The sequence below is a fragment of the Sediminivirga luteola genome (assembly GCF_014639315.1).
In the GTDB taxonomy this organism is placed as follows: domain Bacteria; phylum Actinomycetota; class Actinomycetes; order Actinomycetales; family Brevibacteriaceae; genus Sediminivirga; species Sediminivirga luteola.
The window spans coordinates 102199-113006 of sequence record NZ_BMFY01000015.1 but is presented as its reverse complement, the minus strand read 5'-3'; the positions used below and the strand labels follow the sequence as shown (position 1 = coordinate 113006).

The window sequence follows — 10808 nt, the reverse complement described above, 5'->3', positions numbered from 1 at the left end:
TGACAATGTCAGACACGCTATTGAGTTCTCAAAGAACAGACACACACCACAACCAGGCCAGTCACACTCAACCACCCAGCCGTGGGGCTTTCTATATTTACTTTAGCAGATCGCTTCACGAAATCAAATCGACGCTTTCACCGCGATTTCCGAGTAATCGGAAATCGATTCTCAGCGAGAATCTGGTTTAGCCGCTTCATTCGTTTATCAACCCGCCGGAGAAGAACTCTAGCAGATTCTCGCTTGGCTGCAAATCCGCTTTTCGTGCTTCCCGTCACCCGTTTCCGCTCCCCGTTTCCAGGGCGCGCCCATCCACGCGACACTTCCGTGTCTTCGTGAAGAGGTGGGTGGCTGCCTTCTCGTACTCGGCGATCGGCATCCGACCTGGCCGGTCCGGCGCCTCATCGGCGCGGGCAACAGGTAATAACTTACCCAGATCCACACGCACGCGCAACTCGGAGCCGGGGTGTGCTCCCTCACAGTACCGGGCGGCCCTCGGCGGGCCCGCCAAACGAAGCCCTCTGCCACACGCGAGAGGGCGTGACCGAATTGAGTCCGGCCACGCCCTCTCCCCCGTTCTGCCGCGGATCAGTCGGTCAGGCGCAGCGCGCCGAGCGTCTTCTTGCCGCGGCGTAGCAGTACCGCCGTACCGGCCAGGAGGTCGTTTTCGCCGAGGGTCCGCTCCTCCTCGGTCTCCTTCGTGTTGTTGACGTAGGCGCCGCCTTCCCGGATCGCCCGCCGGGCGTCGCCCTTGCTTTTGACGATGCCGGTTTCCAGCAGCGCCTCGACCAGGCCCATGCCCTCCGTCAGCCGTGCCCTCGGGACGACGACGTGCGGCAGTTCCGCGGCGGCCGCATCGACGGTCGCGGCATCCAGCTCCCGCAGTTCGCCTCTGCCGAACAGCGCCGCTGCGGCGGCCTGCGCCTGGGCAGTCGGCTCAGCGCCGTGCACCAGCGTGGTCACGTCCTCGGCGAGGATGCGCTGCGCCAGCCGCTCATGCGGTTTGGCGGCGAACTCCTCGGCGATCTGCTCGATCTCCGCCACCGGCCGCGGCGAGAAGATCTTCAGGTACTTGACCGCATCGGCGTCGGCCGCATTGAGCCAGAACTGCAGGAAGGCGTAAGGGCTGGTCATCGACGGGTCCAGCCAGACCGTCCCGGACTCCGTCTTGCCGAACTTGGTGCCGTCCGCCTTCGTCACCAGCGGAGAGGCCAGCGCGTGCACCTGGGCCTGCTCCACCTTACGGACCAGGCTCACCCCGGCGGTGAGGTTGCCCCACTGGTCGCTGCCGCCGGTCTGGAGGGTGCAGCCGTGACGGCGGTAGAGCTCCAGGTAGTCGTTCCCCTGCAGGATCTGGTAGGCGAACTCCGTGAAGCTGATGCCGCTCTCGCTCTGCAGCCGGGCCGCGACCGCCTCCTTGGCGAGCATCGTGTTCACATTGAAGTGCTTGCCGACGTCCCGGAGGAAGTCGATCGCGGAAAGCTCACTGGTCCAGTCGTAGTTGTTCACCAGCGTCGCGCCGTTCGGTCCCTCGAAGTCCAGGAACCGCTGGATCTGGCTGCGGATCTTCTCCACCCAGCCCTCGACGACCTCCTGCGGGTTGAGCGTCCGTTCCCCCGACATCCGCGGATCGCCGATCAGCCCGGTGGCGCCTCCGACGAGGGCCAGGGGCCGGTGGCCGGCGCGCTGCAGATGGCGGGCGATGATGAGCTGCACCAGATTGCCCATGTGCAGGCTCGGCGCGGTCGGGTCAAAACCGATATAGAAGGTGACCGGCCCCTCGGCGAGGGCCTGCGACAGGGCCTCCTCGTCAGTGGACTGCGCCAGCAGTCCCCGGGCCTTCAGCTCACCTAGCACATCGGTCACGTGACTCTTCCGTCCTTGTCTCGATGGGAAACCCCCGGCGACGACGCCAGCTCACCAGCGCGGCCGGCGTCCGGATCGGTCCTTCCGGGGCGCGGCGGGAGACAGCCCGCCGTTCACCCGGAATTCTAGTGCCCCGCTCAGGGGGCGGCGAACTCGCTCGCGCGGGACATCGCCGTCGCCAGTTCCTCCAGCTGGGCGCGCACTGCCTGCCGCGCCGTGCCGCCGCGCGCGGACCGGGAATCGATCGAGCCGAGGGTGGTGAGCACCTCACGCACCTCGGCGGTGAACTGCTCCGAGAGCCCAGCGTAATCCTCGTCGCTCAAGTCCCAGAGTTCCTGGCCGCGGGACTCCGCGAGCTTCACGGCGGCCCCGGAGAGCTCATGCGCCTCCCGGAACGGCACTCCGCGGCGGACCAGCCACTCGGCGAGGTCCGTGGCGAGGGCGAAGCCCTCCGGTGCGAGCTTCGCCATCCGCTCGGTGTCGAAGCGCAGGGTGGCGATCATCCCGGAGAACGCCGGCAGCAGCAGATCAAGGGAGTCGACCGCGTCGAAGACCGGCTCCTTGTCCTCCTGAAGGTCCCGGTTGTACGCCAGCGGGATGCCCTTGAGCGTGGCCAGGAGACCGGTCAGGTCGCCGATGATCCTGCCCGCCTTGCCGCGGGCGAGCTCGGCGATGTCGGGGTTCTTCTTCTGCGGCATGATCGACGAGCCGGTCGAATAGGCGTCGTCGAGCACCACGAAGCCGAACTCCTTCGTCGCCCAGAGGATGACCTCCTCGCTCAGCCTGGACAGGTCCACGCCGATCATCGCCGTCACGAAGAGGAACTCGGCGAACACATCGCGGGAGGCGGTGCCGTCGATGGAGTTCTCCACCGAGGAGGCGAAGCCCAACTCCTCGGCCACGGCCTGCGGGTCCAGTCCCAGCGAGGAACCGGCCAGGGCGCCGGAGCCGTAGGCGGACACCCCGGCCCGGGCGTCCAGATCTCGCAGCCGCTCGATATCGCGCAGCAGCGGCCAGGCGTGCGCCAGCAGGTGGTGGCTGAGCAGCACCGGCTGGGCGTGCTGCAGGTGGGTGCGGCCGGGCATCGGCGCGCCGAAGTGCGCCTCCGCCTGGTCCCGCAGCGCCGTGACGATCTCCAGCAGTCCGCCGGCCAGGCGCCGCGCGGCGTCCCGGATGTACATCCGGCCCATCGTCGCGATCTGATCGTTCCGCGAACGGCCCGCGCGCAGCTTGCCGCCCAGTTGCGCGCCGGCCCGCTCCAGCAGGCCGCGCTCCAGCGCCGAGTGCACGTCCTCATCGGACTCGGCGGCGGTGAACGCGCCGGACTCGACATCGGCCAGGAGCTCATCGAGCGCGGACAGCATGCCCGCCAGTTCCTCCTCGTCGAGCAGCCCGGCGCGGTGCAGCACGCGGGCGTGCGCCTTGGAACCGGCGATGTCGTACCCGGCCAGGCGCCAGTCGAAGTGCGTCGACTTGCTCAGCCGCGCCATCGCCTCGGCGGGACCGCCGGCGAACCGTCCGCCCCACAGGCTCAGCCGCTCGCCGGTCCCCGCTGTCTGGTCTGTCTCGCCGGCCATCGGTTCAGGCCCCGTTCAGCTTGGCCTGGCGGGCCGCTGCCTGCTTGGAGGACAGACCGTAGATGTCGATGAACCCGCGCGCGGAGCCCTGGTCGAAGCTGTCGCCCTCGTCGTAGGTGGCGAGGTTGAAGTCGTACAGCGAGGTCTCCGAGCGGCGCCCGGTCACAGTGGCCCGGCCACCGTGCAGCACCATGCGGATGTCCCCGGAGACGTACGTCTGGGTGTCGTCGATGAACGCGTCCAGCGAGCGCTTCAGCTCGGAGAACCACTGGCCGTCGTACACGACTTCGGTCCAGCGCTGGTCCACCAGCTTCTTGAACCGGGCCTGCTCGCGCTCCAGGGTGACGTTCTCCAGCTCACGGTGCGCGGCGATGAGCGTCATGGCGCCCGGCGCCTCGTAGACCTCACGGCTCTTGATGCCCACCAGGCGGTCCTCCACCAGGTCGATCCGGCCGATTCCCTGGGCGCCGGCGCGGGTATTGAGCTCCTCGATCGCCTGCAACGGGGTGACGTCGCGACCGTCGACCTTCACCGGGATGCCCTGGGCGAAGGTGATCGTGACCTCGTCGGCCGGCGGCGGGAAGGCCGGGTCGTCGGTGTAGTCGTAGACGTCCTTGGTGGGCTCGTTCCAGATGTCCTCCAGGAAGCCGGTCTCCACGGCGCGACCCCAGACGTTCTGGTCGATGGAGAACGGGTTCGACTTGGTGGTGACGATGGGCAAGTCGTTGCGTTCGGCGTACTCGATCGCCTTCTCGCGGGTCAGCGCCAGGTCCCGGACGGGGGCGATGCACTTCAGGTCCGGGGCCAGGGAGGTGATGCCCACCTCGAACCGGACCTGGTCGTTGCCCTTGCCGGTGCAGCCGTGGGCCACGGTGGTGGCGCCGAACTGGCGGGCGGCGGTGACAAGGTGCTTGACGATGACGGGCCGGGAGAGCGCCGAGACGTTCGGGTAGGCGTCCATGTACAGGGTGTTCGCCTTCAGGCCGGGCATGCAGTACTCGGCGGCGAACTCGTCCCGGGCGTCGGCGACGTAGGCCTCCACCGCGCCGCAGTCCAGGGCGCGCTGGCGGATGGTCTCCAGGTCCTCGCCGCCCTGGCCGACGTCGACGGCCATCGCGACGACATCGGCGCCGGTGGCCTCCTTGATCCAGCCGATGGCCACCGAGGTGTCCAGCCCGCCGGAGTAGGCGAGCACTACGCGATCAGTCACGGGATCTCCTTCACAGGGAATTCTTCACAGGGAATTCTTCTTGGTGTTCTTCATGGGTTTCATTGTCGTCGATGCGCCTCAGGCGCCGATGCGGCCTTAGGCGCCGGCCGGCGATGTCAGGGCGCGGAACCGCTCGGCCAGTGCGGCGCCGCCGTCGGGATCGGCGGCGATGACCATGACCGTGTCGTCCCCGCCGATGCAGCCGAGCACCTGCGGCAGGATCGACCGGTCGATCGCGGAGGCGAGGTACTGCGCGGCTCCCGGTGGCGTGCGCAGCACCACCAGGTTCGCGGAGGCCTGCGCGGAGACCAGCAGTTCCTCGCACAGCCGCTGCAGCTTGGCGTCCAGGACCTCCTGCCCGATGCCGCCCTCCGGTCGCCGGTCCCCGCCCTCACCCGGGACGGCGTAGACCAGGCCCTTCTCGCCGCGGATCTTCACCGCGCCGATCTCCTCCAGGTCCCGTGAGAGAGTCGCCTGGGTGACCGCGATGCCGCGTTCCTCCAGGAGCGCGGCGAGCGCCGACTGGGACGGCACGGTGTGGGTGGTGACCAGTTCGATGATGAGCGCCTGACGGGCCGTTTTGGTCTGCACCGTGCTGGCGCCCGCCTGCGGGCCGGGCGGGCCGGGCGGCCGTGGCGGACGTTCTTCAGCCACGGCTGCGCTCCAGCAGCCAGGTCAGGACGGCCTTCTGGGCATGCACGCGGTTCTCTGCCTCGTCCCAGATCACTGAGCTGGGGCCGTCGAGCACCTCGGCGGTGATCTCCTTGCCCCGGTACGCCGGCAGGCAGTGCAGCACGATCGCGTCGTTGGAGGCCGCCAGGAGTTCGGCGTCCACCTGGTATGGCCGGAACGGCGAGGCCTCGCCGTCGCGGCCGGCGGTGTCCTGGCCCATCGAGACCCAGGTGTCGGTGGCCAGGACGTCCGCTCCGGCGGCCGCTTCCCGGGCGTGCTCCGTGACGGAGACGCTGCCTCCCGTGGACCGGGCGATCTCCCCGGCCCGGCGAAGGACCGCAGGTGCGGGCTGGTGCGAGGCCGGTGTGGCGATCCGCACGTGCATGCCCGCGGTGGCGCCGGCCAGCAGATAGGAGTGCGCCATATTGTTGGCGCCGTCGCCGAAGTAGGCCATCGTCAGGCCGGTCAGGCCGTTCCCGGTCCCGGTGCCGCGGTGCTCGCGTACCGTCTGCAAGTCGGCCAACAGCTGACAGGGGTGGAAGTCGTCGGACAGCGCGTTGATCACCGGGACGGTGCCGTACTCGGCCATCTCCTCCAGACCCGACTGGGCGAAGGTGCGCCAGACCACGGCCGCCACCATCCGGCTGAGCACCCGCGAGGTGTCCGCGACCGACTCCTTATGGCCCAGCTGCGCGGCACCCGGGTCGACGATGAGCGCCGAGCCGCCCAGTTCCGCGATTCCCGCGGCGAAGGACACCCGGGTACGGGTGGAGGTCTTGTCGAAGATCACCGCGACGGTCTCCGGCCCCTCCAGGGGCCGCCGGGAGAAGCGTGCCGCCTTGAGCTCGTCGGCCAGGTCGAGGACGTCGCGCTGCTCTTCGGGCGTGAGATCGTCGTCGCGCAGGAAGTGCCGGACTGCGCCGGCAGGGGTGGTGGCGGTCATGACTGCTCTCCTTCACGTGGTCCGGCGGGGGTGGCCGCCTGCCCGGCGGCGTCCAGGATGGCCGGGAGTGCCGCGACGAATCCGGCTGCCTCCTCGGCGGTGAGGATGAGCGGCGGCGCCAGCCGCAGGGTGCCGGGGGCGACGGCGTTGACGATGAAGCCCTGCTCCAGCGCGGCCTCCACCGCCCGCTTGGCGACCGGCGCGCCCGGCGCGGCGGTCTCGTCTGGGGCCAGATCGATCGCGATGAGCAGCCCGGCGGCCCGCACGGCCGTGATCCGCTCGTCGCCGAGCGCGGCCAGTCCATCGGTGATCGCCTCCGAGACCGTGCGCACATGCGCCAGGAGGCCGGCGTCCTCGATCTCCTGCAGGGTCGCCAGGGCCGCGGCGGCCGCCGCGGGGTTGCCGCCGAAGGTGGTCCCGTGCGAACCGGCGGTGAGCAGGCCGGAGACCGCCGCGCCGACGGTGATGACGGCGCCGATGGGGTAGCCGGCGCCGAGGCCCTTGGCGAGCGTGATCACATCGGGCAGATCGCCGGATGCGTCCGGTCCCTGCAGCTGGCGCTGGAAAGCGAACCACTCCCCCGTCCGGCCGATTCCGGTCTGCACCTCGTCCACGATCAGCAGGGCGCCGTGCTCACGGGTCAGCCGCCGTGCCGCGGCCAGATAGCCCTCCGGCAGCGGGCGCACGCCGGCTTCTCCCTGCACCGGCTCGAGCACCAGGGCGGCGGTGCGCTCGTCCAGAGCCTCCTCCAGTGCGGCGAGATCGCCGAACGGCAGATGCGTCACGCCGGAGGGCAGCGGTTCGAAGGGCTCGCGGTAGGTGGTCTTGGCCGTGAGGGCCAGCGCGCCCATGGTGCGGCCGTGGAAGGCTCCCTCCAGGGCGAGGATCCGGTCCCGCTGCGGGCCGCCGTGGCGGCGCGCGATCTTGAACGCCGTCTCGTTCGCCTCCGCGCCGGAATTTCCGAAGTAGACGCCGGATCCGGCCGGGGCGCCGCTGAGCGCCAGGAGCTTCTCCGCGAGCCGGATCTGCGGCTCGGTGGCGAAGAAGTTGGAGACGTGGGCGAGGGTGTTCCACTGGCGGGACACGGCGTCGACGACGGCCGGATGTGCGTGCCCGAGCGCATTGACCGCGATGCCGGCCAGCAGGTCCAGGTATTCCCGTCCCTCGGTGTCCCAGACGTGCGCGCCCTTGCCGCGTTCCAGGACCCGCTGCGGGGTACCGAAGACGCCCAGCAGCGCGTTCGCGTAGCGGTCCTGCAGGCTGCTGCTCATGGGCGGTTCTCCTCATCGGGTGCGTAGGGGCTGACTGGGCCGGCGGCCGCGGGCACGACCATCGTGCCGAAGCCGGCCGTGGTGAAGATCTCCAGCAGCAGCGAGTGGGCGAAGCGGCCGTCGACGATATGCGCCTGCCGGACTCCGGAGTCCACCGCGTGCAGCGCCGCCGCCATCTTCGGCAGCATCCCGGCGGAGAGGCCTGGCAGCATCTGCCGCAGTTCCTCCGTGTCGATCTCGCTGATGAGCGAGTCCCGGTCGGGCCAGTCGCGGTACAGCCCTTCCACATCGGTGAGCACGGCGAGCTTGTCGGCGCGCATCGCGGCGGCCACGGCGGCCGCGGCGGTGTCGGCGTTGACGTTGAGCGGTTTGCCCGGCTCGCCGCCGCGTTCGGCGGCGATGGAGCAGATCACCGGGACCCGGCCGGCGTCCAGCAGCTGGTGGAGGAAGCGGGTGTTGACGGAGACGATCTCCCCGACCCGGCCCAGATCGACCGGCTCACCGTCCACCTCGACGCGGGCGACCTCCGCCAGCAGCAGATCGCCGTCCTCGCCGGAGAGCCCGACGGCGGCCTCCCCGTTCTGGTTGATCCGGGCGACGACGTCGCGGTTGACCTGCCCGGCGAGGACCATGCGGATGACCTCGGCGGCCTCCTCGCTGGTGACCCGCCGGCCGGCGCGGAACTCGCTGGCGATGCCCAGGCGGTCGAGCATCGCCGTGATCTGCGGGCCGCCGCCGTGCACCACGATGGGGCGCAGCCCGGCGAACCGGAGGAAGGCGATGTCGTCGGCGAAGGCCTGCTGCAGGTCCTCGTTGACCATGGCGTTGCCGCCGTACTTGACCACGATGACGGCGCCGGCGAAGCGCTTGATCCAGGGCAGCGTCTCGATCAGGACCTCGGCCTTGGCCTGCGCGGCGGCCAGCCGCGCGTGCTGGATCGTGGACCGCTCGCTGGGGGCGGGGGCATGAGCGCCCGCGACCCCGCCGGCGGGGGCCTGTCCGCTGGTGTGGGGGTGCTCGCTCATGTGGAGTACACGCTGTTCTCTTCGACGTAGTCGTGGGTCAGATCGGAGGTGAGCACCGTGCCCTCCCCCTCGCCGGCATGCAGGTCCACCAGCACCTCGACGCGGCGGCCGAACCGCACCAGCTCGGGTGGTTCGTCCGGCACCCCGCCGCGGCACAGCTGGACGCCGTTGATGGCGATGTCGATCGCATCCGGGGAGAACGTGGCGTCGGTCGTCCCGATCTGCGCCAGCACGCGGCCCCAGTTGGGATCCTCGCCGAAGATGGCGGTCTTGAACAGGGCCGAGCGCGCGATGGCACGCGAGACGGTCACCGCCTCTTCCTCGCTGGCGGCGCCCCGGGTGGTGATGACGATGTCGTGCTTGGCGCCCTCGGCGTCGGCGTGCAGCTGCGCGGCCAGATCGGCGCAGACCTGCTCCACCGCAGCGGCGAAGGCCTCGAGCTCAGGTGTGACGCCGGAGGCACCGGAGGCCATCAGGACGACCGTGTCATTGGTGGACATGCAGCCGTCGGTGTCGAGCCGGTCGAAGGTGCGGGCGGTGGCGTGCCGCAGGGCGGCGTCGGTGGCACCCGCATCGGCGCCGAGGTCCGCGTCGGTGGTCAGCACCACGAGCATGGTGGCCAGCCCCGGCGCCAGCATGCCCGCGCCCTTGGCCATGCCGCCGATGCGGTAGCCGTCCAGCTCGAGCTGCGCCGTCTTGGGCACGGTGTCGGTGGTCATGATGGCCTCGGCGGCCGCCTGGCCGCCGGCCGCGGCGAGCGAGTCCAGCAGCGGCGGGATCCCGCCCAGCAGGGCGTCCTCCCACTGCTGTTCCCAGACGCCGATGAGCCCGGTCGAGCACACCACGACATCGCCCGGCGCGACGTTCAGCCCGTCGGCGACCGCTTCCGCGGTCCGTTCCACGGTGGTCATCCCGGCCGGGCCGGTGAAGCAGTTGGCGCCCCCGGAATTGAGCACGACGGCGGCGACCCTGCCGTCGGCGCTGGCCTGTTCGCTCCAGATGACCGGATGCGCGCGGCAGCGATTGGAGGTGTAGACAGCGGCGGCGGTGCGGGCGGGGCCGTCATTGACGACGAGCGCCAGATCGGGCTTGCCGCTGGGCTTCAGGCCGGCGGTGACCCCGGCGGCACGGAAACCGCGCGGGAACGTGGTGCTCATGGTGCGACTCCTTCGAGCGGAAGTCCTGCGCCCTCGTCAAGGCCGAGGGCGATCTGCGCGGATTGGATGGCCTGCCCGGCGGTCCCCCGGCTGAGGTTGTCCAGGGCGATCACGACGACGACGCTGCCGGCCCGCTCGTCGAGTGCCCATTGCAGCTGGGCGACATTGCTCCCGGCAGTGCTGGCGGTGGCCGGCCATTGGCCGTCCGGCAGCACCCGGACGAAGGGCTCGTCGCCGTAGGCCGCGGTGAAGGCCTGCTGCGCTTTCCGGCGGGCCTGCCCCGCGTCCAGGCCGGGAGCGAGCGGCGCCGAGACCGTGGCCAGGATGCCGCGGGCCATCGGCACGAGCGTGGGGGTGAAGGTGATGCGGACCGGGCCGGTGACCGGATCGGCGCCGAGCGCCTGGTTCAGGTTCTGCTCGATCTCGGGGATGTGCCGGTGACTGCCGCCGACGGCGTAGGGCGAGGCCGAGCCGAGGATCTCCGCTGCCAGCAGATGGGATTTGAGGGCTCTGCCGGCGCCGGAGGGGCCGTTGGCGAGGACGGCGGTCAGTGCCTCCGGCCGGATCACCCCGGCCTGCAGCAGCGGTGCCGCCGCGAGGGTCACGGCGGTGACATTGCAGCCGGGCACGGCGATCCGCTGCGCTCCGCGCAGCCGTTCGCGCTGCTTGCCGCCGCCGGCGATGAGCATCTCCGGAAGGCCGTAAGGCCAGGTGCCCTGGTGCTCGGAGGCGTAGTACGCCTGCCAGCTCTCGGCGGAGACGAGGCGGTGGTCCGCGGCCAGGTCCACTACGAGGGTGTCCGGGTGCGCGGCGGTCAGTTCGGCGGCGACGCGCCCGGAGTGCCCGTGCGGCAGAGCGAGGAAGACGACGTCGTGCCCGGCCAGGACCTCCGCGGTGGTGGGCTGGACGGTCATGTCCGCATAGCGGACCAGATGCGGCTGATGGGCGCCAAGCGTCGATCCCGCGCTGCTGGCACCGGTCACCGTTGTAACGTGGAACACAGGCGAGCCGGCGAGCAGCCGGAGGACTTCTCCCCCGGCATAGCCGGTAGCCCCCGACACGGCTACGGACAAGGTCGTCATATGAA

The 10808-nt window shown here is 70.4% G+C and carries 9 protein-coding genes; all 9 read right to left on the bottom strand.

Features of this window, described 5'->3' with window-relative positions; genetic code table 11:
- Window positions 1-588: 588 nt before the first annotated feature.
- Window positions 589-1866, bottom strand: a complete 1278-nt coding sequence (gene tyrS, locus IEW13_RS14850) for a tyrosine--tRNA ligase (protein ID WP_188551703.1) — start codon at window positions 1864-1866, stop codon at window positions 589-591.
- A 137-nt stretch (window positions 1867-2003) separates the two neighbouring features.
- Window positions 2004-3443, bottom strand: a complete 1440-nt coding sequence (gene argH, locus IEW13_RS14845; RefSeq protein ID WP_188551702.1) for an argininosuccinate lyase — start codon at window positions 3441-3443, stop codon at window positions 2004-2006.
- 4 nt (window positions 3444-3447) lie between these two features.
- The gene (locus tag IEW13_RS14840; protein ID WP_188551701.1) at window positions 3448-4653 is read right to left on the bottom strand and encodes an argininosuccinate synthase; all 1206 of its coding nucleotides are present in this window, start codon (window positions 4651-4653) and stop codon (window positions 3448-3450) included.
- 96 nt (window positions 4654-4749) lie between these two features.
- Window positions 4750-5307, bottom strand: a complete 558-nt coding sequence (locus IEW13_RS14835; RefSeq protein ID WP_188551700.1) for an arginine repressor — start codon at window positions 5305-5307, stop codon at window positions 4750-4752.
- On the bottom strand, window positions 5300-6268 hold the full coding sequence (gene argF / locus IEW13_RS14830) for an ornithine carbamoyltransferase (protein WP_188551699.1): 969 nt from the start codon (window positions 6266-6268) through the stop codon (window positions 5300-5302). Before argF ends, IEW13_RS14835 begins: the two co-directional genes overlap by 8 nt.
- Window positions 6265-7539, bottom strand: coding sequence for an acetylornithine transaminase (locus IEW13_RS14825; RefSeq protein WP_188551698.1), 1275 nt, complete (start codon window positions 7537-7539; stop codon window positions 6265-6267). The genes argF and IEW13_RS14825 overlap by 4 nt, the downstream gene beginning before the upstream one ends.
- Complete coding sequence (gene argB / locus IEW13_RS14820; RefSeq protein WP_188551697.1) at window positions 7536-8564, bottom strand: acetylglutamate kinase; 1029 nt, start codon at window positions 8562-8564, stop codon at window positions 7536-7538. The genes IEW13_RS14825 and argB overlap by 4 nt, the downstream gene beginning before the upstream one ends.
- Complete coding sequence (argJ, locus tag IEW13_RS14815; protein ID WP_188551696.1) at window positions 8561-9721, bottom strand: bifunctional glutamate N-acetyltransferase/amino-acid acetyltransferase ArgJ; 1161 nt, start codon at window positions 9719-9721, stop codon at window positions 8561-8563. Before argJ ends, argB begins: the two co-directional genes overlap by 4 nt.
- Complete coding sequence (gene argC / locus IEW13_RS14810) at window positions 9718-10803, bottom strand: N-acetyl-gamma-glutamyl-phosphate reductase (RefSeq protein WP_188551695.1); 1086 nt, start codon at window positions 10801-10803, stop codon at window positions 9718-9720. Before argC ends, argJ begins: the two co-directional genes overlap by 4 nt.
- Window positions 10804-10808: the final 5 nt, after the last annotated feature.

Excerpts from the sequence above, each read along its gene's own strand:
- IEW13_RS14825 (WP_188551698.1), bottom strand. The coding sequence starts at position 7,539 with ATGAGCAGCAGCCTGCAGGACCGCTACGCGAACGCGCTGCTGGGCGTC.
- argH (WP_188551702.1), bottom strand. The coding sequence starts at position 3,443 with ATGGCCGGCGAGACAGACCAGACAGCGGGGACCGGCGAGCGGCTGAGC.
- argF (WP_188551699.1), bottom strand. The coding sequence starts at position 6,268 with ATGACCGCCACCACCCCTGCCGGCGCAGTCCGGCACTTCCTGCGCGAC.
- argC (WP_188551695.1), bottom strand. The coding sequence starts at position 10,803 with ATGACGACCTTGTCCGTAGCCGTGTCGGGGGCTACCGGCTATGCCGGG.
- argJ (WP_188551696.1), bottom strand. The coding sequence starts at position 9,721 with ATGAGCACCACGTTCCCGCGCGGTTTCCGTGCCGCCGGGGTCACCGCC.
- argB (WP_188551697.1), bottom strand. The coding sequence starts at position 8,564 with ATGAGCGAGCACCCCCACACCAGCGGACAGGCCCCCGCCGGCGGGGTC.